This window comes from Haloarchaeobius sp. FL176 (genome assembly GCF_024609245.1).
Lineage (GTDB): Archaea > Halobacteriota > Halobacteria > Halobacteriales > Natrialbaceae > Haloarchaeobius.
On the sequence record NZ_JANJYH010000004.1, the window covers coordinates 117,249 to 141,163 of the forward strand.

General features: G+C 66.2%; 25 protein-coding genes and 1 tRNA gene. 16 read left to right on the plus strand and 10 right to left on the minus strand.

Annotation, left to right across the window (positions count from 1 at the left end; translation table 11 throughout):
• The first annotated feature begins 34 nt into the window (after positions 1–34).
• The 8 genes from NO978_RS09105 (at position 35) to NO978_RS09145 (ending at position 10,308) form a co-directional block, all read left to right on the plus strand.
• On the plus strand, positions 35–1,897 hold the full coding sequence (locus NO978_RS09105) for an ABC transporter substrate-binding protein (protein WP_257299279.1): 1,863 nt from the start codon (positions 35–37) through the stop codon (positions 1,895–1,897).
• Positions 1,898–2,058: 161 nt separating this feature from the next.
• Positions 2,059–3,144: an ABC transporter permease gene (locus NO978_RS09110; protein ID WP_257299280.1), complete on the plus strand. Its 1,086-nt coding sequence runs from the start codon at positions 2,059–2,061 to the stop codon at positions 3,142–3,144.
• A 1-nt stretch (position 3,145) separates the two neighbouring features.
• Positions 3,146–4,966 carry an ABC transporter permease gene (locus NO978_RS09115; protein ID WP_257299281.1) on the plus strand — a complete coding sequence of 607 codons (1,821 nt, stop codon included), beginning with the start codon at positions 3,146–3,148 and terminating at the stop codon, positions 4,964–4,966.
• Positions 4,966–6,360, plus strand: coding sequence for an ABC transporter ATP-binding protein (locus NO978_RS09120; protein WP_257299282.1), 1,395 nt, complete (start codon positions 4,966–4,968; stop codon positions 6,358–6,360). Before NO978_RS09115 ends, NO978_RS09120 begins: the two co-directional genes overlap by 1 nt.
• On the plus strand, positions 6,357–8,027 hold the full coding sequence (locus NO978_RS09130; protein ID WP_303647252.1) for an ABC transporter ATP-binding protein: 1,671 nt from the start codon (positions 6,357–6,359) through the stop codon (positions 8,025–8,027). The genes NO978_RS09120 and NO978_RS09130 overlap by 4 nt, the downstream gene beginning before the upstream one ends.
• Entirely contained in the window at positions 8,024–8,494 is a 471-nt protein-coding gene (locus NO978_RS09135) for a hypothetical protein (protein ID WP_257299283.1), read from the plus strand. Before NO978_RS09130 ends, NO978_RS09135 begins: the two co-directional genes overlap by 4 nt.
• Positions 8,495–8,552: 58 nt before the next feature.
• Entirely contained in the window at positions 8,553–9,110 is a 558-nt protein-coding gene (locus NO978_RS09140; RefSeq protein WP_257299284.1) for a hypothetical protein, read from the plus strand.
• A gap of 58 nt (positions 9,111–9,168) precedes the next feature.
• On the plus strand, positions 9,169–10,308 hold the full coding sequence (locus NO978_RS09145; RefSeq protein WP_257299285.1) for an aminopeptidase: 1,140 nt from the start codon (positions 9,169–9,171) through the stop codon (positions 10,306–10,308).
• A gap of 90 nt (positions 10,309–10,398) precedes the next feature.
• Here the strand turns inward: NO978_RS09145 and NO978_RS09150 are convergent, their stop codons facing one another.
• The 3 genes from NO978_RS09150 to NO978_RS09160 form a co-directional block, all read right to left on the minus strand.
• Complete coding sequence (locus NO978_RS09150; protein ID WP_257299286.1) at positions 10,399–12,057, minus strand: histidine kinase N-terminal 7TM domain-containing protein; 1,659 nt, start codon at positions 12,055–12,057, stop codon at positions 10,399–10,401.
• Positions 12,058–12,256: 199 nt separating this feature from the next.
• The gene (locus NO978_RS09155) at positions 12,257–14,326 is read right to left on the minus strand and encodes a YncE family protein (protein ID WP_257299287.1); all 2,070 of its coding nucleotides are present in this window, start codon (positions 14,324–14,326) and stop codon (positions 12,257–12,259) included.
• 314 nt (positions 14,327–14,640) lie between these two features.
• A complete protein-coding gene (locus NO978_RS09160) occupies positions 14,641–15,075 on the minus strand; it encodes a MaoC family dehydratase (RefSeq protein ID WP_257299288.1) in 435 nt (144 codons plus the stop codon).
• A 98-nt stretch (positions 15,076–15,173) separates the two neighbouring features.
• On the opposite strand from NO978_RS09160, the gene NO978_RS09165 reads away from it, so the two are divergent.
• Complete coding sequence (locus NO978_RS09165; RefSeq protein ID WP_257299289.1) at positions 15,174–15,485, plus strand: hypothetical protein; 312 nt, start codon at positions 15,174–15,176, stop codon at positions 15,483–15,485.
• A 439-nt stretch (positions 15,486–15,924) separates the two neighbouring features.
• On the opposite strand, the gene NO978_RS09170 is transcribed toward NO978_RS09165, so the two are convergent.
• Positions 15,925–16,030: transfer RNA gene (locus NO978_RS09170), tRNA-Arg, on the minus strand.
• A gap of 117 nt (positions 16,031–16,147) precedes the next feature.
• Between NO978_RS09170 and NO978_RS09175 the strand changes: the two genes are divergently transcribed.
• Positions 16,148–16,876, plus strand: coding sequence for a GNAT family N-acetyltransferase (locus NO978_RS09175; protein ID WP_257299290.1), 729 nt, complete (start codon positions 16,148–16,150; stop codon positions 16,874–16,876).
• On the opposite strand, the gene NO978_RS09180 is transcribed toward NO978_RS09175, so the two are convergent.
• Positions 16,858–17,232 (minus strand): YccF domain-containing protein, encoded by a 375-nt coding sequence (locus NO978_RS09180; protein ID WP_257299291.1) that lies wholly within the window; start codon positions 17,230–17,232, stop codon positions 16,858–16,860. The two genes, NO978_RS09175 and NO978_RS09180, sit on opposite strands and share 19 nt — an antisense overlap.
• Before the next feature lie 83 nt (positions 17,233–17,315).
• Here NO978_RS09180 and NO978_RS09185 point away from each other — a divergent pair, with 83 nt between their 5' ends.
• Together NO978_RS09185 and NO978_RS09190 are read left to right on the plus strand one after the other, a co-directional pair.
• Complete coding sequence (locus NO978_RS09185; RefSeq protein WP_257299292.1) at positions 17,316–17,885, plus strand: AAA family ATPase; 570 nt, start codon at positions 17,316–17,318, stop codon at positions 17,883–17,885.
• Positions 17,882–18,301 carry an RNA-binding domain-containing protein gene (locus tag NO978_RS09190; protein WP_257299293.1) on the plus strand — a complete coding sequence of 140 codons (420 nt, stop codon included), beginning with the start codon at positions 17,882–17,884 and terminating at the stop codon, positions 18,299–18,301. Before NO978_RS09185 ends, NO978_RS09190 begins: the two co-directional genes overlap by 4 nt.
• Here the strand turns inward: NO978_RS09190 and NO978_RS09195 are convergent, their stop codons facing one another.
• The gene (locus tag NO978_RS09195; RefSeq protein WP_257299294.1) at positions 18,302–18,511 is read right to left on the minus strand and encodes a hypothetical protein; all 210 of its coding nucleotides are present in this window, start codon (positions 18,509–18,511) and stop codon (positions 18,302–18,304) included.
• A gap of 25 nt (positions 18,512–18,536) precedes the next feature.
• Positions 18,537–18,815 (minus strand): hypothetical protein, encoded by a 279-nt coding sequence (locus NO978_RS09200; protein ID WP_257299295.1) that lies wholly within the window; start codon positions 18,813–18,815, stop codon positions 18,537–18,539.
• Positions 18,816–18,929: 114 nt separating this feature from the next.
• Here NO978_RS09200 and NO978_RS09205 point away from each other — a divergent pair, with 114 nt between their 5' ends.
• From NO978_RS09205 to NO978_RS09215, 3 genes are read left to right on the plus strand one after another with little or no spacing between them, the layout of a single operon-like run.
• Complete coding sequence (locus tag NO978_RS09205; protein WP_257299296.1) at positions 18,930–19,814, plus strand: YkgJ family cysteine cluster protein; 885 nt, start codon at positions 18,930–18,932, stop codon at positions 19,812–19,814.
• A gap of 59 nt (positions 19,815–19,873) precedes the next feature.
• Complete coding sequence (locus NO978_RS09210) at positions 19,874–20,797, plus strand: NAD(P)H-binding protein (RefSeq protein ID WP_257299297.1); 924 nt, start codon at positions 19,874–19,876, stop codon at positions 20,795–20,797.
• Positions 20,794–21,573, plus strand: coding sequence for a hypothetical protein (locus NO978_RS09215; protein ID WP_257299298.1), 780 nt, complete (start codon positions 20,794–20,796; stop codon positions 21,571–21,573). Before NO978_RS09210 ends, NO978_RS09215 begins: the two co-directional genes overlap by 4 nt.
• Here the strand turns inward: NO978_RS09215 and NO978_RS09220 are convergent.
• Both NO978_RS09220 and NO978_RS09225 read right to left on the minus strand, forming a co-directional pair.
• Positions 21,570–21,743, minus strand: coding sequence for a DUF5786 family protein (locus NO978_RS09220; RefSeq protein ID WP_175526333.1), 174 nt, complete (start codon positions 21,741–21,743; stop codon positions 21,570–21,572). The two genes, NO978_RS09215 and NO978_RS09220, sit on opposite strands and share 4 nt — an antisense overlap.
• Before the next feature lie 124 nt (positions 21,744–21,867).
• Positions 21,868–22,128 carry a hypothetical protein gene (locus NO978_RS09225; protein ID WP_257299299.1) on the minus strand — a complete coding sequence of 87 codons (261 nt, stop codon included), beginning with the start codon at positions 22,126–22,128 and terminating at the stop codon, positions 21,868–21,870.
• A gap of 379 nt (positions 22,129–22,507) precedes the next feature.
• Between NO978_RS09225 and NO978_RS09230 the strand changes: the two genes are divergently transcribed.
• Positions 22,508–23,515, plus strand: coding sequence for a DUF5784 family protein (locus NO978_RS09230; RefSeq protein WP_257299300.1), 1,008 nt, complete (start codon positions 22,508–22,510; stop codon positions 23,513–23,515).
• Positions 23,516–23,565: 50 nt separating this feature from the next.
• On the opposite strand, the gene NO978_RS09235 is transcribed toward NO978_RS09230, so the two are convergent.
• Positions 23,566–23,856, minus strand: coding sequence for a DUF2795 domain-containing protein (locus tag NO978_RS09235; protein WP_257299301.1), 291 nt, complete (start codon positions 23,854–23,856; stop codon positions 23,566–23,568).
• Positions 23,857–23,915 lie beyond the last annotated feature (59 nt).

The window sequence follows — 23,915 nt, forward strand, 5'->3', positions numbered from 1 at the left end:
TTTTAACCATATCGTCCCAAAAGGGGTGCGTGGGATGACAGACAATACCAGCATTGACCGCCGTCGCTTCCTGAAGGCGACCGGTGGCACAGCTTCTGCAGTTGCAGTCGCGGGATGTCTCGGCGGTGGCGATGACGGAGACAGTACCGACACGCCCGCGGACACCGAATCGATGGATACCGCGACGGAGCAGACAACCCGAGACACGGGTGAGGACCGCGAGCTCCTCGACAAGACGTTCCAGCTCATCAACTCCACGATGAGCACGCTCGACCCGGTGGCCGCGACGGACACCGCGTCAGGGACGGTCATTCAGAACGTCTTCGACGCGCTGATGAACTACCCGAACGGCGAGATCGAGGTCGTTCCACTCCTCGCCGCCGACTACGAGGTCTCCGACGACTTCACGACGTACACATTCAACATCAAGGAGGACGCCCAGTTCCACAACGGTGACGAGGTCACCGCACAGGACTTCATCTACTCCTTCGAGCGTCTCGCGGGCTCGTCCAACAGCCGCCGTCAGTACTTCACGGCGAGCGGCGCGATGGGCATCGAGCAGGAGACCGACGGCGACGGCAACTACGAGTGGGGCTCGCTCGGTGCGACGGCCGTCGACGACAAGACCCTCGAGCTCAGCCTTGAGACGCCGTTCGCGTCCACGCTCGAGATGCTCGCCTACACCTCGTTCTCCGCGATTCCGGAGGGCATCGTCGGTGACCACGGGGACTACGAGGGCGAGATGGCGTACGAGGACTTCGCACGCAACAACCCGATCGGCGCAGGTCCGTTCGAGTTCGAGAGCTGGGAGACCAACACCTCGTGTGACATCGTCCGCAACGAGGACTACCACGGCCCGGTCCCGCACGTCGCCGGTGTCCACTGGCAGGTCATCACGGACCCAGACGCTTCGTACAACTACGGGCAGAACAAGAACTCCGACCTCGTGTCGATGCCGACATCGCAGTACGACCCGAGCCTGGTCTCCGTCGAGCAGACGGACTCCAAGGGCCGCGAGATCGGTACCTACGGTCCGATGCGGAACGGCGAGACGGCCCAGTACCTCAAGTACTCGACCATCAACACGTTCTACCTCGGTCTGAACGCGAAGAACGTCGAGGCCCCGGCCCGCAAGGCCATGGCCTACGCGATGAACCAGGAAGAGGGTGTCGACGAAGTGTTCAAGGGTCGCGGCACGGCCGCGTACCACCTCACGCCGCCGGGTATCTACCCCGGTCAGGCCGAGGCCTACAAGGCCCACGCCGAAGAGCGCTATCCCTACGGCTACAACGAGACACTCCTCGGCGAGGCCCGTCAGGTGATGGAGGACGCCGGCTACGGTCCGAACAACAAGTACGAGGTCACGCTGACCACCTACGAGTCCGACACCTGGCAGGGACTGGGCACCATCCTCCGCGACAAGCTCGCGAACGCCCACGTCAACCTCCAGCTCGAGGAGGCACCGTTCTCGACGCTGCTCAACCGCGGCCGTAACGGGAACCTCGGCGCCTACTCGCTCGGGTGGGTCATGGACTGGCCCGCGCCGGACAACTTCCTCGGCCAGGCCGTCCCGGAGCTCACGAACACCGACCAGGAGGGCGGTGCACAGGGCTTCTACCTGGACTGGGACGACTCCGAATCGGACGCACCGCAGCGTGCGTCTGACGCCTGGGACCGCATCAAGAACAACCCGGCCCCGACCGAGGATGCCCAGCAGATTCGTAACGAAGCCTACGTCGAGATGGAGGAGGCGCTGTGGGACGACATGATCCTGCTGCCCGCCTACCACCGCGCAGACGAGCGCATGGCCTACGACTGGGTCGACATGCCGCGCGTCGGCGCCGGTGGCGGCAGCCGCCAGAAGCTCAACAACGTCTACCTGAACGACCGCAGCTAAATCGGGTTTCGGTCCCGTATCGGATTTTTCATTTTTCGGGCGCATAGCCCTTGCTACGTCCGGAAATACGACAGTTGAGGAACGCAAGACATAACCATGGGTGCGAAATACACTACCAGTAGAACAATGGTGATGGAAGTGGCTCACCGGAGGGACACGCCATGAGTCGCTGGGGGTACTTCGCCCGCAGACTCCTCCTGGCAGTCCCTGTGGTGCTGTTCGGCGTGACAATCACGTTCGCAATCATTCGACTGGGTCCACTCGACCCGGTTGCGGCCATCCTCGGTCCAAACACCCCGCCGTCGCAGTACGCGCGGGTCGAAGAGCAGCTCGGACTGAACCGGCCGTTGTGGGGACAGTACATCGAATACATGGTCGGCCTGTTCACGTTCGACCTCGGGAACTCCTACGTCATCCAGGAGAACACCAAGGCGATGACGCTCATCGTCCAGCACGCCCCGCGAACGCTCTGGCTGGGCTTCTGGTCGGTGCTCATCCCGCTGTTCATCGGCATCCCGCTCGGCTTCTACGCCGGGCTCAACCCGAACACGATGGGTGACTACTTCGCCTCCTTCGGCGGCATCATCTGGCGCGCGATGCCGAACTTCTGGCTCGGCGTCATCTTCTACTCGGTGCTGAGTCAGTCCGGGACCTACTCCGAGATGCTGACGTTCGGTCTCGTCAACTTCCAGTGGGACGCCTGGCTCGTCACCAACAACATCGGGACGCCGCCGCCACTGAACTTCTACAACTCGAACGGCACCGACCTGTTCACCATCGGCGGGACGACCATCTCCCTGTTCAGCTTCGACTGGGAGGTGTTCGTGCGCGCAGTGAAGATGGTGCTCCCGCCCGCTATCGTCCTCGGCTCGGCGTCGATGGGCAACGAGATGCGGCTGGGCCGGACGGCGGTGCTGGAGACGATCAACTCGAAGTACGTCGAGACTGCCCGCGCGAAGGGGCTCTCCCGACAGAAGATCGTCTGGAAGCACGTCTTCCGCAACGCGCTCATCCCGCTGGTCCCGATCATCCTGAACGAGGCGTTCCTGCTGATCGGTGGCTCCGTCATCATGGAAACAATCTTCGCCATCAACGGCATCGGCTACCTGTTCTTCCAGGCAGCCATCAATGGCGACATGCCACTGGTCGGCTCGTTGATGTACATCTTCATCCTCATCATCGTCTTCATGAACATCTTCCAGGACTTCCTCTACACGATCATCGACCCGCGAGTGGGGTACGAATAACATGAGCGAGGCAACTCAGAACAGAACGTTCTTCGGTCGAATCGCCGCGAACCCGACGCCAGCACTGATCTGGATCGGCGGCGCACTGCTCCTCCTCGCGGTGGAGTTCGGCGCCTTCGTCGACGCGCTGATCCTGTTCGGCGAGCAGATCAACCCGCTCGTCGGCGGAAGCCAGGACATCGGTGGCTGGTACGTCGACACGATGTACGACTCGCTCGGCTTCGCCGGCGGAACGGTGATGTCCGCACTGGGCGCACTCCTCGTCCTCGCGGTGTTCTCCGTCTTCGTCAAGGCGGCGTTCGTCCCGTTCAGCATCGTCGAGACGCTCGGGCTCGAGGACTTGCCCATCTCGGCGGACTTACTCGAGCGCTCCATCGTCGGAGCAGTGCTGGCGGTGCTGTGGCTCATCCTGCTGTACGAGCCGCTCGCGTTCCTGCCCGCACTCCCGCTCATCGGCGAGCCCACCTTCGCGCAGCTGATCCACGGCTTCGCACAGACGATGGCCGGCATCGCGGACTGGATCGTCGCGAACATCCCGACACTGCTCTCCCGGGACCTGATACCGAATCAGGGGTTCCTGCCGCCGGAAGGCGCCGCAGCCGAGTATCCCGCTGGCAGTGAGATTCTGGGTGCACGCATCGCCATCGGCTCGTACCACGGCACGTTCCTCGGTCTCTCCCCTGCCGCCGCGTGGGCCATCCGCGTGGTCACGATATACCTCTACGCCTTCGTCTGGCTCCTCTGGGTCTGGCAGGGCTACAAGACGTTCAGGCGGCACTACCGCTTCGCCGACTGGACGCCGCGCGACGACATGGTCGACCGGCTGAGCACCCACCGCTGGGGCCAGTTCGGCTTCGTGATCGTGTTCCTGTTCCTCGTGTTGGCGATGTTCGCTCCCGCGATGGGACCGACCACCACCACACAGAACATCTACAACCCGTACGGCCACGAGTTCCAGTACGTCGAGAACGGCCAGGTGGAGACGATCACCCACGGGTCGGCGAACCTGCAGTCTGCCTCCCAGGGGACGCCCGACAGCAACGTCGGCGTGATGAACTACGACGACTACGGTCGGTTCCACCCCATCGGGACACTGTCTGAACGCGCCAACGGCAAGGACTTGTTCACGTTCATGGCCGACGGCGCACGTGTGTCGCTGTTCATCGGCTTGCTGTCCATCGCGCTGAGCGGTTTCGTCGCGACCGCGCTCGCGATGGTGACGGCGTACTACAAGGGGCTCGCCGACCTCCTCGTCGTCGTCACCAGTGACTCGATCCAGGCACTCCCGGGGCTGTTGGTCTACATCCTGCTCTCGGTCGTGTTCTCGAGTCACCCCATCTCGAACATCTACAGCGGCGGGTTCCTGTTGGCACTCATCTTCGCGGCCACGGGCTGGCCGGCGCTGTGGCGCGCCATCCGTGGCCCCGCGTTCCAGGTGTCCGAGGAGGAGTGGATCGACGCAGCCAAGTCCTACGGTCAGCGACCGTCGGCCACGATGCGAAAGCACATGCTCCCCTACGTGGCGGGCTACCTGCTCATCTACGGGTCGCTCACCATCGGTGGGATCATCATCAGCGTCGCTGCACTCTCGTTCCTCGGCCTCGGCGTCGCACCGCCGACGCCGGAGTGGGGTCGTGCAGTCAACATCGGACGGCCGTACGTCACCACCGTCTCGTGGCACATCGCCACGATTCCGGGCCTGATGGTCGTCTTCGTCGTCACCGGCTTCAACGCGCTGGGTGACGGTATCCGTGACGCCATCGACCCGCAGTCCGAGGGAAGTGGTAGTGGCGAGGCCGCCGCCGCAGGGGGTGGTGGGTGATGTCGATGCAGACCCACAAGGAGGAGCCGATCCTCCGCATCAAGAACCTCCAGACCTCCTTCTTCACGGACAAGGAGGTCATCCGTGCGGTCGACGGCATCAGCTTCGACATCGACCACGGTGAGACGGTTGGTATCGTCGGCGAGTCCGGCTCGGGTAAGTCGGTGACGGCGCGCTCGATCATGGGCCTCGTCGAGAGCCCCGGACGGACGCTCCGCGGGAGCTCCATCCAGTTCCGCGACCCCGAGACCGTCGAGCGCTTCGCGAACACGTACACGGGGAAAACGGTCGACATCGGGGAGCTCGAGGAGAAGTCGAGCCTCGCCAACGTGGTCCAGGACGCGATGGACCAGCACGGCGCACAGCCACACGAGCTCACCGAGCACGAGAAGTACGCCGACCTGCCGCCGGAGCAGGTGAACGCACGCCAGATGGTCGCCGACGGCGCGGTCGGCTGGGACGACGTCATCGCCGCCGGCTACGCCGACGAGCTCAATCTCGTCGATTCGGACGACTTCGTCTTCGTGGAGGAGGGGCGAACCTCCGGTGACGGCGTCCGCGTCGACCGCGGCTACGTCGACATCACGCGTGCGGGCGAGCGAGAACTCCGACGGCTCCGCGGCGGGAACATCGCGATGGTGTTCCAGGACCCGCTGTCGTCGCTGAACCCGGTCTACACCGTCGGGAACCAGATCGAGGAGGCGTTGAGCCTCCACCGCGGGCTACAGGGCCAGGAGGCGACCCAGGAGGCCGTCAACCTGCTCGAAGCCGTCGGTATCCCCGACGCCCGACGTCGGGTCCGCGAGTACCCCCACCAGTTCTCCGGTGGGATGCGCCAGCGTGCGGTCATCGCGATGGCGCTCGCCTGCGAGCCCGAACTGCTCATCTGTGACGAGCCGACGACCGCACTCGACGTGACCATCCAGGCGCAGATTCTGGAGCTGCTCTCCGATATTCAGGAAGAACGTGGCCTGTCCATCATGTTCATCACGCACGACATGGGTGTCATCGCCGACATCTCCGACCGCGTGAACGTGATGTACGCCGGCGAGATCGTCGAGACGGCCGACGCGGAGTCGCTGTTCGGCAACCCGAAGCATCCCTACACGCAGGGGCTGCTCTCTTCGATTCCCGGCCGACAGGAGGGCGACCGGCTGGTCACCATCGAGGGTGACGTGCCGACGCCGAACGAGGAGGCGACGTACTGTCGCTTCGCGCCACGCTGTCCCGAGGCGTTCGACGAATGCCAGGCGATACACCCCGAATCCGTCTCGGTCGGGGAGAACGAAGCCAACCACACGGCGTCGTGTCTGCTCTATCCCGAGGACGTCCCGCAGACCGAGGCACTGGAGATTCACCGAGCCAAAGGCGGAAAAGGAGGTGGCCCTGAATGAGCAAGCAAGCGATGTCCGAGTCGCAGTCGACAGTCCAGGCAGAGCCGATGATACAGGTACGGAACCTGAAGACGTACTACCCCGGTGGCGGGCTCATCACCGACGAGCCGGTGAAGGCGGTCGACGGCGTGAGCTTCGACATCAAGAAAGGCGAGACGCTCGGCCTGGTCGGTGAGTCCGGCTGTGGCAAGTCCACGCTCGGGCGCACGCTCGTCCAGCTCGAGGAGGCCACGGCCGGGACGAGCCGCTTCCAGAAGCCGGCTGTCGTCGAGCAGATGGCGAACAGCTACGGTCGGCGAACCGTCGACCTCCGCGAGGTGTACGCCGACAACGACGCGACCGAGCTGGTGACGAAGCTGTTCGCCGACGGGGTCCGCCCGAAGGCCGTCGCTCCGGACCGTGGCTGGGAGAACGTCAGCGCGTCCGAGATCGACGCCGCCGACTTCGTCCAGCAGACCGGCCTGGAGGTCTCCGACGTCATCGACCAGGGCTTCGGCCCGAAGCTCGGCCTGTTCGACCAGAAGGACTTCGTCTTCATCCAGGAGGGTCGCATCGAGAACGGCGTCTACGAGGTCGAGCGCGGCTACGTCGACGTGACCGCGGCACCGAGCCGTGCACTGAAACGGCTCCGCGGTCGGCAGCTGGGCATCGTGTTCCAGGACCCCGAGTCGAGCCTGAACGACCGGATGACCGTCGGCGAGATCATCCGCGAGCCGCTCGACGTCCACAGCTGGGGGACGCCGCGGGAGCGCCGAGAGCGCGTCCGCGAACTGCTCGAAACCGTCGGACTGCGTCCGGAGCACTACTATCGCTACCCGCACCAGTTCTCGGGCGGGCAGCGCCAGCGCGTGGGTATCGCCCGCTCGCTCGCGCTCGAGCCGGACTTCCTGGTGCTCGACGAGCCAGTGTCGGCGCTGGACGTCTCCGTGCAGGCGAAGATCCTGAACCTGCTGGAGGACCTGCAGAACGAGTTCGGGCTGACGTACCTGTTCATCGCCCACGACCTGAGCGTCGTCCGGCACATCTGTGACCGGGTCGCGGTGATGTACCTCGGTAACCTGATGGAGATCGGCCCGGCGGACGGACTGTTCGAGAACCCCGGAAACCCGTACACCCACTCGCTGCTGTCGGCGATTCCGGAGCCGGACCCGTCCGCCTCCAAGGACCGCATCACGCTGCGCGGGACGCCGCCGAGCCCGCGCGACCCGCCGACCGGCTGTCCGTTCAGCACGCGCTGTCCGGTCAAGATACGGCCCGACGAGTACCAGCACATCGACGACGACATCTGGCAGCGTGTCGAGGTCTTCCGGGAGGTCATCCGCGAGCGGACCCGTGCCGACCGGTCGCTCACTGACCACGCCCGCGAACTCCTCGGGCGGTCGACGCGCTTCTCCGACGTGACGGAGATCACGGACGAGCTGTTCGGCGACGTCGACGTGCCGACGGAGGTCGCAGAGCACGTCCGCGAGGCGTCGAGCTTCGTCGAGAAGGGCCACGACAACAAGGCCCGGGAGTACCTGCTCGACCAGTTCGGCAGCATCTGTGACACCGACCGGCCGAAGCACTACAGCGTCAGCGACGACGGCCGGACGAGCTTCTGCCACCGACACGTCGACCGGTACGAGGACCCCGCGCCGGAGTTCGAGAAGCTCAAACAGAAGCGATGAGCGACCGCCCCCCGGAGGTAGTCGGAGCGATCCGACTCGGTCGGAAGACGCTGGACGCCCTGGCGTACGCGGTGCTACTGGTCGCCGTAGTCGCGGGGATGTCGGCGTTCTTCGAGCTCTCGGGGGAGGGGACGCTGTACCGGACCAAGTTCGTGCTGTTCTGGGTCGGCTTCGCGCTGCTCGCGTACGCGTCGTTCCAGCTGCGGCCGGACTCGCCGTCGAAGGTGAAGTCGAAAGACGAGTTCGTAACCAGCGGCGACGACCGGCAGAAGAAGGCGTCCGGGTCGGTCGGCGCGCAGTCGCCGACCCGGCTCGAACGCCTCGCCAGCTGGCTCCCGCCGATGCGGTGGGTCGAGGTGAACCCGGACGACCGGTTCTCGACGTACGCGAAGCAGTTCCTGGCGGCGGTGCTGATGCTCGTCACCTCGATGACGATGGAGTTCGTCTTCGGCATCGCAGCGGTGTAAGTGTCGCCGCCTGAGACGGTCAGACACGCTTATCCGGCTTCGTTTCGTGTATGCAGATATGCCCAAAGTCCCTGAGAGTGAACACGACGACGAGTACGTCGACCGCATCGCGAACAACGCCGATGTCCTGAAGAGTGCCTGGCAGGGCGCACTCGAGGACATGGAGGCGCTGGCGGACGAACGCGAGGAAGCTGGCTGGGAGACAGTCACGATGATGGCCGGCAACACCGGTACACAGCACCGCGAGGCTGGCGACGACGACGACGACCGCTTCGGGATGGTGTTCGTCGTGCCGTCGAACCACGGCGAGGAGTTCACCGAGGTCTTCGGGGACAGAGAGTTCCCCGAGTACGAGGTGTACCGCCGCGAGGTCGACGGGAACGTGTTCGTCGTCGTCGAGTACCGCGATCCGGAGACCGAGACCGCCATCTTCGTCGCCGCACAGTACGAGCTGCGCCACGCCCCCGGCATGGTCCACGACGCCGAGGACGCGGGCGAGTTCTACACGTACGTCCAGAAGCTCGACGGGACCATCCTCGGCGTGTTCAAGCACGACTCCCACGAGAAGTTCGTGCCCTACGCCGAGCGTATCGACGACTGGAAGCCCGAGGTCTGATTCTCTCCGCCGGGTTTCGCACCGAAACCGATAACCGAACACCGGCGCGAGTACCGGTATGGACCCACGAGTTCGTGAGCACGCACGTATCGTCGCCGAGCACTCCGCATCCCTCCAGCCCGGCGACAACGTGGTCATCGACGCCCACCCCGTCGCCGAGGACCTCGTCACGGCGCTGTTCGAGACGTGTGCCGACGTCGGTGCGAATCCGCTGGCGGTCAGCCAGCGCACCGGGACACGCTTCCGACGGGCGTACCTGCGCAACCACGAGGGCGAGTTCGAGCTGCCGAGCCACGAGATGGCGCTGTTCGAGGAGATGGACGTCTACATCGCCATCCGCGGCGACGCGAACGTGACCGAGACCGCAGACATCAACCCGGCGGTCTCCCGCGAGTACGGGAAAGCACGGAAACCGCTGCTCGACGAGCGACTCTCGAAGCGCTGGGTGCTCACGCAGTACCCCGCCGGTGCGAACGCCCAGCTCGCGGAGATGAGCACCGAGGGCTACGAGAACTTCGTCTGGGACGCAGTCAACAAGGACTGGGACGAGCAGGGCGAGTTCCAGGCACAGATGGTGGAGATTCTGGACCCCGCCGAGGAGGTCCGCATCGTCAGCGGCGACAGCGCCGAGGGAACCTCGGCGAGCAGCCAGAACTCTACGAGTTCTGGATACACGACCGACGTGACGATGTCCATCGCGGGCAACACGACCATCAACGACACGGGCAAGCACAACCTGCCCGGCGGCGAGGTGTTCACCGCACCCGTCCTCGACAGCGTGGAGGGCGAAGTGCTGTTCGACAAGCCGCTGTACCATCAGGGACGGGAGGTAACCGGCGTCTATCTCCGCTTCGAGGACGGCGAGGTCGTCGAGCACAGCGCCGAGAAGAACGAGGACGTGCTGACCGAGGTGCTGAACGCCGACGATGGCGCGCGCCGCCTCGGGGAGCTGGGCATCGGGATGAACCGCGACATCGACCAGTTCACGTACAACATGCTGTTCGACGAGAAGATGGGCGACACCGTCCACATGGCCGTCGGTCGCGCCTACGAGGCCAACGTCGGCGAGGAGAACGAGCGGAACGAGTCCGCCGTCCACGTCGACATGATCGTCGATATGAGCGAGGACAGCGTCATCGAGGTCGACGGCGAAGTCGTCCAGCGCGACGGCACCTTCAGGTTCGAAGACGGGTTCTGAGCTCGACGAGACACGTCACAGCTAACCGCGGCGCACCGCACTCTCCCGCTCGTCGCAAGGCAGTACGAACAGCGAGACGCTGGTGACGCCTCAGGAGCGAACGTCGACGCCATGCACCTCGAACCGCGCACCGTCCGCCTCGGCGAGTTCGACGGTCCAGCCGTGGTCCCGGGCGGTACGGTCGACGATGGCCAGCCCGAAGCCGGTGCCGTCCTCGTCGGCGGAGACGCCCATCTCGAAGAGGTCGTCACGGACAGCATCGGGGACGCCGACACCGTCGTCGGCGACGTAGAACCCGTCGTCGAGCGCGCCGACAGAGACGGTGAGAGCGGTGTCGTGGTCCGGCGAGCCGTGTTCGACACTGTTCCGGAAGCAGTTCTCGAGCAGGGTCTGAAGCCGACTGGGGTCGGCGTACACCGAGTCGTCCGCGTCGACGGCAAGTGTGGCGTCGCCGGTGTCGACGAGCTCCCAGGCGTCGACAGCCGCGGCGTGGAGCGATACCCACTCCTCGTCGAGCCCCTGGGTCTCCAGGCGGGCGAGGCGGAGCGTGTCGTCGATTATCTCCTCCATGCGGGCGTTCGCGTCGGCGACCTCGTCCAGTTCGGGGTCGTCGTGGCGCTCGCGGAGGAGGTCGACGTACCCCTGGGAGATGGTGAGCGGGTTCCGGAGGTCGTGGCTGACGACGCTGGCGAACTCGTCAAGTCGCTCGTTCGTCTCCTCGAGCAGCGCCTCGCGTTCGCGCTGTTCGGTCACGTCGTGGAGCACGACGAGCGAGCCCGTGACGCCCTCCCCGGGCGTGCGGATGTTCGAGACGGTGACCTCGACGTAGCGGGTTCCATCCGGCTCCTCGACCGTGAACGTGGTGTCGGCGGCGGTATCGAGGCCGAGGTAGTACTGCAGGTCGTCGACGCGGCGCCCGACGAGGTCGTCCACCCCGAGCAGCGAGCGCGCCGTCGGGTTGGCGTCGACGATGCGGCCGTCGGGGGCGACGACGAGCACACCGTCGGTCAGCTCCTCGACCAGCGTGGTCCGGGCGACCGGGACGAGTCGGAACAGTTCGTAGCGGAACAGCGCGACGAGCACGATGACGTTCGTCACGGAGAACACGAACGGGGTCAGGTCGACCGGCTGGAACGGGGTCACGCCGAGCAGGCTCCCGATGCTGATAGTGAACGGGAGCGCGCCGGCGACGAGCAACGCGCCCGTCTGCGGGCGGACCTTTTCGCCGGCTTCGCGGTAGTGCTGGGCCAACAGCACCAGTGACCCCACGTTCACAACGTAGGTGTAGAGGACGAACACGACCAGCAGCGGTCCGGGCGTCCCGTCGAGCGTCGAGAGGCTGCCGACACTTTCCGGGCCGACGTCGTTCACCAGCAGGTCGTTCGCGACGAAGAGACCGAGGAACGTGGCAGCAGGCACTGCCGCCAGCGGCCCGAGCACCCGGGCGCGGAACACGTCGACCGACCGGGTGTACTCCAGAACGAACGCCGGCCAGGCGACAGCGAGTGTCGTCATCCCGAGCCAGGAGACCACCGACAGCGCGGCCATCCCCTCCACCGTCGGCTCCCACAGCACCAGTGCCACGCCGAGACACCAGATGCCCGCCGAGCTGGCGACCAGGAGGAACGAGCGGCTTCCGGGTGCCGGCGTCGAACGCCAGAGCCGGACGACGAGGTAGGCGGTGATGACCACACTCGCCGCTGCCGACAGCAACATCAGCCCCGGGAGCAGCGGTGCAGCATCGACCATGGAGGTGACAGACGGCCGACCGCTATGTGTCTGCTGGGCGCCGTGCTAGCTCGTATCATGTCCCGTCAAAAGCCCGGGGAAATAGCTGTAAGCAGCCGATTTCGACAATCACTGTTCGGAAGCCCGGGCGATGCTCGACCGTCGCTCGCAGGGCGGCTCTGACATCCGAGCCCCCTTCACGAAGCAGGGCGGCGGCGGTTCAGGAACTCGGGTCGGGCAGCAGCATGGTGATCGACTTGTGGTAGCGCGAGTGGTGGACGTGGTGGTAGCCGTTCACTGTCCGCCCCCACACGTCGAGGTAGAACGTGTGGGCACACTGGCGGGCGGAGTCAGACTCGAGCGCGTACACCGACCACCAACCCGACGGCTCGCGGCTGTCCTGGATGCCGGCCCAGCTGACCGACGAGTCGTGGTCGTCGTAGCTGTCGCTCGCGATGGAGGCGCTCTCGTTGTCCCCCCAGAGCGTCCGTAGCGACCAGCTCCGGAGGTGGCCCTCGGGGTCGTGGGCGGTGAGCCCGAGCTGGAACTCGTCGGTGCCGCCGTCGACGATGCCACAGGCCCCGATCTCCTCCTCCGTGGACGCCGAACCGGACGGGAGCTTGTGGTAGATGGTCCCGATCTCGGCGCGCGGATGCTGGTTGTCGATGTGGACGTCGACGTGCTCCTGGTCGACGAGTGTGCTGCGGTCCCGGTCGCTGTAGAACTTCACCGTGATAGTGTGTTCGCCGTTGGTGAGCCAGCCAGTGCCGAGCTTGTAGCCCAGCCGGCTGTTGTACCAGATCTCGCCGGGGCGGTGGATTCGGTAGTACCCGCCGCTTGACGCGGAGACGGCCGTCGGCTCGAACCGGTTCGTGCTGGTCGTCCACTTGAGCTGACGCCAGCTCTGGCGTGGCTCGTCGCCGTCGACCAGCAGGCGGTAGTAGCGCGCCCCCTCGTCGTGGTAAGCGCGTTCGTGGTTGAGCATGATGGGGAGCCGCCCGCCGAACGGCGCGTTCTTCGTCTGGAGCGGGTAGCCCGGCCCCTGCGTGGTGGCGTAGCCGTCCGCGGAGATGTCGGTGACTGGCACGTGGCCGATACCCATGAACAGCGGCGCGTCCGCCGGGTAGAGGTCGGCGGCGAGGTCGACGGCCGCGAGCACGTCGTCACTGCAGACGAGGAGGTCGTCCTCGCTGACGAGCGCGACGCTCGACGGCCGGAACGGCACGTCGTCGACGAGCGTGTCCACGTCGAGCGTCGTGAGGTCGACCATGGAGACGGCGTTCTCGGGGTCGCGTTCGGTAAACACGACGCGGTCCTCCGTCGGGCTCCCCCACGAGAGCATGAACGGAGCGGTCAGGTTCCCGACCAACATCTCGTTCGCACCGGTCGCGAGCTCGATACGAGTGAGGACGCCGCTCGCGCCACCGTCGCGCTGTTCGGTGACGTAGGCGAACTGGCGGTCGTCGTCGACGAGCAGGCCGACAGCGCCGTCGAGCCCACTGTAGCGTTCGTCGACGGCGCCGGAGGTGAGGTCGATGCGGAGCAGCCGGCCGTCGTCGTCGTGCTCCACGACGTACGCCTGGTTGTGGTCATCGTCGAGCGCGAGCTGGTGTGGTCTCGTGAGCCCGCTCGCGAGCACGGTCGCCTGGCTCCGGTCGGCGTCGTCCAGGTCGACGCGGAGGACGTCGCCGCCGCGTTCGGTGACGTAAGCGTGGTTGCCGTCACTCCCGAGCACGATATCCTCCGGGCGGTCGTAGCCCGTTCCGAGCTCCTGATACGCGTCCTGCAGCTCGTAGGTCCGGTACCGGACCTGCAGGTCGTCTCCGTGGTCGAGCACCTCGACCTTCGCGTAGTTGTCGTCGTTCGTCCGGACCGCGAACACCGCACCCTCGAACAGCTCGTTGTCGGTGTCGCTGCCGCTCAGGTCCTGCGACCGGTCGTAGTCGAGGTCCTGCACCTCGGCCGACGAGATGCCGTCGTAGTCGACGTCCCCGAGGTACGCGATAGCGGCGTCCTCCAGCGAGACCAGTTTGCGCTCGCCGTCGGTGATGATCTCCCACCATACGTCGTCGTCGCCGGCGGCCCCCTGCTGGCCGGTATCGAGGTCGTACTGGTACGTTCCCACGATGGTGTCCGTCCCCGTCGAGACGGTCCCGACGGTGTCCCGGACGAGGTCGTAGCGTGCGATGCTACCGCCGTACTCGACGAAGTACAGCGCGCGTTCGCTCCGTCGGTAGTCACAGCCGATGGCGGCGTCGATTCCCGTGGCGATTGTTGTCACTTCCGTCATGTAATTGTCCTCCTGCGTGGGGCAGTAGACTCCCCCACACCTGCCGTTGTTCTCAGCTAGCATATATAAAGATAGCCGATAGTTATTGCCATAGAGCCACGTCCGTGGCTGCCAGTATGGGCTGAATACCGACGACGACGTGGTTCGCCAGCTTCCGTTTCAGCGCCCGGAGAAAGTTCAACGGCGCAGTATCACCGATAGTCTCGCAGATGCTGTCCGGTCGGCCGGCGACCGGGCACTAGATGCCTCGGGTGTCGGGTCGGCGTGACGCCGCTGCAGAGTAGTCGGTTCTCCGAACTATCGCCGGTCAGACCTCACCGCTGCCCGTACAGCGCTCGACTCACGAAGTGCTGTTTCAGCTCGCCCCCGGCATCGAACGTCTCCACGCGGCTCCGGACGAGGCCGACGCCGGGCCGGTAGTCCGCTTCGGTCTCCAGCACCTCCGTCTCGACGTGGAGCTCGTCCCCCGGCCGAACCGGGTTCGGCCAGCGCAGCTCGTCGACCCCGACCGCGCCCATCGCCGAGGTATCGGGGAAGATACCCGTGACCAGCAGCCGCATCGTGATGGCGCTGGTGTGCCAGCCACTCGCCACCAGCCCACCGAAGAGGCTCTCCGTAGCGGCCTCCTCGTCAGTGTGGAACGGCTGCGGGTCGTACTGCCCTGCGAACTCCATGATCTCCTCGGCTTCGACCGTGTAGCTGCCGTACTCGTCGGTGTCGCCGACCGCGATGTCCTCGAAGTACTCCATACTGCAGTCTCGGCTGGCGTCGACTAAAACCCCCATACTGCCCCGGGGAGTGGTCGGGGAGCCAACGCTTTTCTGTCGGCGAACGCTCCTGTGATACAATGTCGGTGCTCACGGACTGGCTACTCGTCGGTGGCCTCGTGGTCGCGAGTGTCCTGGTCCTCGTCCGCTCGGAGCTGGTCCGCCAGCGACGGGGCGTCTCCCCGGAGCGACGGCGCGCCCTCGCCGTCTTCCAGGCCGGGAGCGCACTGTTCGTCGTCACGATGGTCGCGTTCGAGAACGGTCTCGGGCTGCTCTCCCTCGGCGTCCACCCCGCCGTCCACGCGGTTGGCCTCCTCGTGGCGGCGGCCTGTACCCTGTACGGCTTCGTCCGGGTCAGGACGACGGAACGAACGACTACGACGCCCGAGTAGTCCGCACACTGGCCGACCCGCCCGGACGGTACTGGACCCCCCTCCGCATCGCCGGATCACACTCCGCGGCGACCCACCGCACGCGTCGGTCCCGTCCCCCTGTGGGGACCGACGGTTCCGGTCAGTGTTACCCGGCCGGCCGGGCCGCCGGGAACATCCCCGACGACGCACTCCCTCGTACTGTGTCGACATAAATCAATAGCGAGGCTAGCAGCCTAGCGTCTCTCTATCGCACATAAGCAACCATGACGTGGCAAGTGTCCGGGTGTTGACACAGGAGCAGGCACGATTTGAACCACGGTCGCCCCACTGCGTTCCGCTCCCCGATTCAAATCCCACGTTTGCTCGTCGTCGTCACTCACCAGTTCGTGACGACAGACGAGCACGATGGGAGTCCCGCGAGCGAGTGGGACTACATCGTGCGAGTGAGAGAAGCGAACGAGCACGATGGGATTTGAACCCACGACCATCGGATGTCTTCCCACACCACCAGAGGTGCGTGCGGATAGAAGTCCGACGCTCTATCCAGGCTGAGCTACGTGCCCTCGATTCCGGCTATGTCGCCATCGTAGAAAAACGGTCGGGATTCGACCGACGCGGCTGGTGCGACGAGTTCACACACCGGTCGAAGCGTTATCATGGGGGCGTACGTCGACAGGACCATGCAGCCGGCGACGGAACGGGCGCTCGAAACGTACTGGGCGGCGCAGCTCGGCGTTCCAGCCGACGCGTTCGAGCAGGACGGCGTGGTCGTCGGCGAGACGGCACACGACGACAATGTACAGATTTTCGTACGGGAGGGGACCGTCGCCGTCGGTGCGCCGTCGACGCTCGTCGCGGAGTGTCGGGCGCACGCCGACGAACTGGTGTCGGTAACGGTCGACGACCCGGCAGCACTCGGGCGGTGGGTTACAGACCGTATCGTCCCGGTCGAGACGGTGCTCGGCCCGGCGTTCTACGGCTACACGGACGCCGAGAGCGTCGCGCCCGTCGAGTCGCCGGCGCGAGTCCTGACAGCCACCGACGAGGGAGCGTACGGGCGGTTCCAGCGGGCGGTGCCGGCCGACGAGTGGGACGCAGGCGGTCCCGCGTTCGAACCCGGCGAGACGGTCGGTATCGAGGCAGACGGTCGGCTCGTCGCGGCGGCGGGCTACGAGGTGTGGGACGAGCGAATCGCGCACATCAGCGTCGTCACCCATCCCGACTACCGCTCGCGTGGCCTCGGCCGGACGGTGGTCTCGCGGGCGACGGAGCGGGCGCTCGACGCCGGGCTGTGGCCGCAGTACCGCACCCTCGACGCGTGGCCGTGGTCCGTCGCGCTCGCCGAGGGCCTGGGCTTCGAGCGGTTCGCGACGGGCTCGCTCGTCGTCGCTCAGCCGTCGAACCGGTAGAGCGAGGTCAGATACGGCAGGTAGTTGAACATCACGACGGCGACCGGAAGCCCCACGATGGACGCCGCGAGCGCCCACGCGAGGTTCGCCCAGAGGAAGCTGAGCCACCAGCCGACGAGCAGGAAGTAGCCCGCCCGGACGAGCAGCGAGTGCTGGCTGCGGCCGGTGTCGGCGTCGATGGGGTCGCGGCGCTCCTTCAGCGTCAGCAGCGTCGGAACGCGGTTGATTATCTTGATGCCGACGGGGAGGCCGACGACGGTGACGTTCAGGAACCACGCGACGTTGATGGCGAGGAACGTGAGCCACCAGCCGACGAGCAGGAACCACACGGCACGGGCGAAGAGGGAGCGGGCCATACCTGAACCGACGCACCGACCGGCGAAAAGGGTTGGCGCGGAGAGCGGTGGGGTTAAGCCGCCGTCACGACAAGTTCCGGCCGATGACCGTCATCGGAACAGTCGGCCTCCCCGGGAGCGGCAAGGGCGAGGCGGCGAACGTGGCCCGCGAGCACGACATCCCCGTCGTGACGATGGGCGACGTCATCCGGCAGGAGTGTCGCGACCGCGGGCTCGACCCGGCCGAGCACCACGGCCGCATCGCACAGGCGCTGCGCGAGGAGAACGGCCCCGACGCCATCGCCCAGCGGTCGCTACCCATGATCCGCGACCACCTCGCGGACCACGACACCGTGCTCGTGGATGGCCTGCGCTCGGGCGTCGAACTCGACAGGTTCGAGGCCGCGTTCGGTGACGACTTCGTACTCGTGAGCATCGAGGCACCCTTCGAGGTCCGGAAGGACCGACTGGCCGAGCGCGGCCGGGACCGGACCGACGGAGACGGCGAGAGCCTGCGGGAGCGCGACGAACGCGAGCGCGGCTTCGGCATGGACGACGCGATGGAACGGGCCGACCTCGTCATCGACAACACCGACACGCTGGCGGCGTTCCGCGAGCAGATCGAGGCGCTGCTCGCCGAGGGACCGGCGGCCGTCTCGGAGGTACGCGGATGATCTACAGCGTCGAGGTACAGGTCACCGCGCCGGTGACGGACACGGAGGTGACGGACCGTGTCGCCGACGCCATCCGGAACATCTTCCCGGAGGCCGAAGTCGAGGAGCATCCGGGGGAGCTGCTCGCGACGACCCACCAGGTCGACCACTTCTCCGAACTGCTGCACGAGCAGGCCATCCTCGACACGGCCCGGGGACAGTTCTTCGAGCACCGGGACGGGAACGTCGTCGAGTTCGACCTGAAGAAGCAGGCGGCGTTCCAGGGCGTGGTCAACTTCTCGGTCGGCAACCCCGACGAGCTGGGCGACATCCACGTCCGGATGCGGGTCACGGAGCCGTCCGTCGAGGCGTTCGTCGACCACGTCGCCCCGCCGACCGAGGGAGGCAAACCCGTCGAGTCGCGCGACGAGAGCTGACTACTCCAGAGCTGACACGTCGGCCGCGGTCGGCTCGTCCGGAAGTTTCTCGATGCAGTCGTAGCAGAGCAGGTGCTCGGAGTCGTCGCTGTCGAACGTCAACAGCATCCCTTCGGCGTCGTCGCTGCCGCCGAAGAACGACCAGAAGTCGCCGATACCGCCGCGGATTTTCACCGGAGTACCACAGGCGTCGCAAGGGTCCGTGCTCACGCTCCACCCTGGGGGCCGGACGGCGTTAGCTCTTTCCCGTGCTGCGGACCACCCAGGCGACGCCGACCGCGAGGACGTAGAGGTACACCAGAAACAGCACGACGGTCGGCGCGGTGACAGCCACCACGTTCGTCAGGAACCCTTCGACCAGTTCGTACCCCTCGACCAGCAGTGTGCCCGGTGTCTCGAGCGGCCCGAGTGTCGTGAGCCGTCCGAGTACGACCAGCGATGCCAGGAGTGCGAAGGCCGCGACCACCTCGCGGTTCGCGACCGCCCGGACACCACCGTTTCTGCCCATTACCATGTGAACGCCCTTCACGCTCATCTATGGAATAGGTTTGGGTGTGCTATAGCGCACTATCGAGCCCGGCGACTGTCGGGGGTATCGATTTGCCGCTGGCGCACGAACCCGCCACGCATGGAGGTCGACTGCGAGGGCTGTGCGGGCTGTTGTGTCGACTGGCGGCCCCTCGCGGACCGCCCGAGCGACCACGAGCGCCGTGGGCCGCACGAGCCCCTCGACGACGTCTACAACCTCGTGCCGCTGACCCGGGCGGAGGTTCGGCGCTTCTGTGACGACGGGGTGGGCGACGCGCTGGTCCCCCGGCTCTGGACCGCGCCCCCGGACGCGGACGACGCCGTCGTCGTCGACGGCCACCGGGTGGCGGCCATCGGCGGACAGCCGGCCTTTTTCGTCGGCTTGCGGAAGACGCCGAAGCCGGTCGCGCCGGTAGGCACGGACGAGACTCGCTGGCTCCGGAGCTGCGTGTTCCTCGACCCGCAGACGCTCCAGTGTCGTATCCACGGCGACGACCAGTACCCGTCGGAGTGTGCCGACTACCCGGGACACAACCTCCTGCTGGAGCGCGAGACAGAGTGCGAGCGCGTCGAGGAGGCGTTCGGCGACGACCGGCTGGTCGACGACGAGCCCCCCGAGTCGGTGGGTGGCCTCCTGCTCGGGCCACAGGCACTCGGCGAGAAGGTGTTCGTCCATCCGGAGCCGGGCGAACTGACGGGCATCGCGAGCCGGGCGGCCGCAGGGACGCTGACGCGGGCGGACCGCGCCGAGTTCGTCGGCTGGGCGGCCGCGTCGGCCCCCGGAACGACCGAGCACAGCGAGAGTCACTACGAGACGTATCGCGAGACAGTGCTGTCCACCGAGTCCTGGGTCACGAGTGCGGTCGAGGACTGGACCGCCTGGGCGACCGGCGACGGGGAGACTGCACCGGCCGCCTCGGTCGTCGAGCGTGTCGAGGACGAGGCCGGCGCACCCGGAACACCGGGGTGGGACGCCGTCGAGTGACCCAGGGCGGGAACGAGTCGGGGTGACGCTTTATGCAGGAGCCACCCTTTCGTGACGGTATGCGCGTGCTCGTCACCGGTGCGACCGGCTTCGTCGGCGGCCATCTCGTTCCCCCGTTGCGGGACGCTGGCCACGACGTGGTCGCGCTCGTCCGTGACCCCGACCGGTACGACGCCCCAGACGGCGTGACCGTGGTCGGCGGCGACCTGCTCGACCCCGAGACGCTCTCCCCCGCGTTCGAGGGCGTCGACGCGGCGTACTACCTCGTCCACTCGATGCAGTCCGGCGGGGACTTCGAGGACCGCGACCGCCGTGCGGCCCGGAACTTCGTCGACGCGGCCGACGACGCCGGCGTCGACCGGGTCGTCTACCTCGGGGGCCTCGGTGAGGAACGTGACCGGCTCTCCGAGCACCTGCGCTCGCGCCGCGAGGTCGAACACCTGCTCGAAGAGGGCGAGTTCGAGCTGACGACGCTCCGCGCGGCGATCATCGTCGGTGCGGGCAGCGCCAGTTTCCGGATGGTCTACCAGCTCGTCAAGCAGCTCCCCGTGATGGTGACGCCGAAGTGGGTGTCGACGCCGTGTCAGCCCATCGCCATCGACGACGTGGTCGCCTACCTCGTCGGCGTGCTGGACGTGCCGGAGACGGCCGACCGGACGTTCGAAATCGGTGGCCCGGACGTGCTCAGCTACCGCGAGATGCTGGAGACGACGGCACGGCTGACCGGGCAGCGGCTCCGTGTCCTCCCCGTACCGGTCCTCTCGCCGGAGCTGTCGGCGTACTGGGTCGGCCTCGTCACCAGCGTTCCGAAGGGAGTCGCACGGCCGCTCATCGCCGGGCTCCGGAACCCGGTCGTCGCCACCGACGACAGCATCATGGACCTCGTCGACGTCGAGCTGACGCCGTTCGAGGTCGCGGTCCGCCGAGCGCTGGCGAACGACGACGACGCACCGGAACCGGTCCCCGTGGAGGGGGCGAAATGAGCGACGGGTCGGCCGACCAGCCGAGCAGCGACGCGGCGACGGCAGGCACGCCCACGGAGTCGCCCCACGAGCCGAGGGAGCAGTTCGGGGAGACGTGGGTGTACGAGAGCATCGTCGGTGCGCTCCCGGGCATCGAGATCTCCGAACGTACGGCGATCACCATCCAGCTGCTCGGATTCGAGGCCGCACTGCTGGTGCTGGCGTGGTACTACGACCTCTGGTCGGCGGTACCGGCGGGGACGGCTGCCGTCGCGGTCGCCGCCGTCGGCAGCGCGCTGATGCTCCGTCTCGGTGACTCCATCCGGCGGCTCCCGACGCCCGACGGCTACCAGCGGCTCCTGTTCGGGTCGAGCGTCGAGGTCGTCCTCGGCGTACTCGCGTTCGTCGCGGTCGTCACCCACCTGTTCGTCGTCGACCCGGCGCGCTCGACGGACCCGCTCATCGAGAGCCTGTTCGGCCAGGAGCCGCCGGTGCTCGCGGTGTACCTGATGTTGCTCATCCTCTGGGACGTTGCCTACCGCATCGGCACCGGCTGGTGGGCGGGGGTCGTCGCTATCTGGCGGTCGTACGTCTACGAGTTCGACCGCGAGACCTCGTGGGCGTTCGCACGGGCCGACCTGCTGAACCTCTGGTTCGCTATCGCACAGCTGCTGCTCGTGCCCTTTATCATCGGCCGGCCGGTGCTCTCGGCGGTCGTCGTCGCCCACGTCGTGGCGGTCACGCTGGCCACGTCGCTCTCGGTGGGGCTGAGCATCCGTCGGCAGAACGACGCCTAATCGGACTTTATCTGCTCGAACTGCTCGAGCAGGTCCTCGGTCGACTCTCCCGAGTCGTACTCGACCTCCCCGTGATGGATGGTCCGCTCGTCGTCGAAGTCGGTATCGACCCGACTGGCCTGCTGCTCGCGCCGCTCGTGCTCGTCGTCGTCGTAGGCACCCATTGACATGGCAATACGAACCAGATGTTGGGTGTTACTCCTTATCAAACTATCGCCGGAAACGGGTGCAGAGGGGTGGTTCGAGGTGAGCCGTGGGTGTCGAATCCGGCAATGGAACCGCCACGACCATGCCTCACGTGGAGAGGACGGAGCGGTGGACGGAGTCGTCCGTCGGAACTGTCGTCCCGTTCGTCCGGGGGTCCGGACCAGGTCGGACGATTCCGGTCGTCGTCGCCCGCCAGACCGTCTCGTTCGTGACGTAGTAGTTCGCGGTGTAGCGGGTGTCGGAGACGGTGACGGCCCCCGAAGGGCCCGCCTCGCGGACACCAACCATGTACTCGACGTGTACGAAGGCACCTTGCCCCGTATCGGCGGTGATAGTGATATTATTCACGCTAATCTCAATGTTTTGTACCTGTCCTTGTGAGCCGTCAAGTATAATTTCGGTTCTTAAACTTTTCTCAGACTCACGAACAAAGCTTCTAACCGTCTCATTCGATAGCGATTCAGGCTCCCGAGGATATTTGATATCTGTCTCGTTGTTTGACACTGCAGTGCTGTTACCCTGATTCGCCGTTATTCCACCCACACAGCCGGTTATCGATACGACGACCAGCAGTATGGCAATCGCTTCATGTTCTTTCATATGTGGTTATCCCTTTCTGGGATATTAGAACTGATCCTCGTTGAAACCGTGTTTTTACCCAACTTCGCGGGACGGGTGTCCTGCCGGCCACCCGAACCCGTTTAAATCAAGCCGACCTATCCCCGGTGTGGCACGACCCCTCCGCTTCCGGCGCTCGCACGAACGCTGGGACGACGACCGCGTTCGCCGGGACCTGCTGGCAGACCTCGACGCGAACCTCGGTGCAGACCTCGTCTCGCCGCACTACAAGCCGCCGAACGGCTGGCAAGCGTGGCGCTTCGAGATGGACAACGGCGATATGGCGCTGTTCTGCTACGACGGCGACGTGGCGTACTGGCTCGGCAACACCGAGACGCCGAGTGCGCTCTGGCGGACGGACAAGTACGGCTGGGAGGCGGTCCCCTACGAGGTTACCCGGTGGGCCCAGCGCGAGCTGATCGCGGACCTCTCGGTGGAGGCGCCGTGGCTCGACGACTATCCGCACGTCCGCTGGTACTTCCTCACCGTGCTGATGTCGAAGGACGGCCGCGAGACCACCCGCGAGTTCCTCCACGAGCGCGCGTGTGGCTTCCCCGACGCCGACTCCGACCAGGCGCTGTCGTACCTCGAATCCGTGCTCACACCGGGCTACCTCGACGACGACCGCGAGGAGATGGCGGGTAAGCTGGGCACGAGCGAGACGATGGACTACTGGCGGATGTGCGCGGCCATCTCGGAGTTCGTCGCCGCGAAGCTGCTGGCGGACGCGGGCTACGACGTCACCCCCGAGATCGAAGTGACGACGGGTCACTTCCTCGACTACCGGGCGACAGAGCCCGACGGCACGAGCTACCTAGTCGAGGTCACGCGGCCGCGGCCGCCGGACCGCCGGAGCACGAACAGCCCCGTCGTCGCGGTGCGGGACACGGCGGAGGTGAAGACGAGCGGCCAGCTCGCGAACCACGGCGGTGGCGTCGTGCTGTTCGTCGACTGCTCGGGGTTCACTGACGAGCAGTGGGCGGCGGTCAAGGGCGAGCAGCCGGACGTTCGGCACAAGCCGGCCGTCGTCTACCGGGTGCGACCCGACGGCTTCGCGGAGGGCTACACGAAAGGCGACGTCCCGCTGTATCTCGACAGCGCGATGACGCTGCTGTAGCGGCGGCTACCGGACGTGAAAACGGTGATACAGGGGGCCGGGTGCGATTCTCAGAACGAGACGGTGTCGGGTGCCTCCGGGCTGCCCGGCGGCGTCGGGTCGCGGTCGGAGTAGCCCTTCCGGCCGACGGCGTCCTCCGAGACGCCGCCGACGAGGGTGAACCGGACGTCTTCCGGCCGCTGGAACGTCTCCTCACAGCGGATCCCTTCGAGAACCTCCGCTACCGTGTGTGACCCGTGAGTCAGGTCGAGCTGCGCGTCGCCGAGCTCCGCGGCGAGTTCGTCGGCTGTCAGTGGGTAGGTCTGGTTCTCGATTCGCTCGTCCGTTCCGTTGCGGAACATACCACGTCCTCTGTGAAAGATAATTATAAACATTGTCCATAAACGACCTTCGACCGACC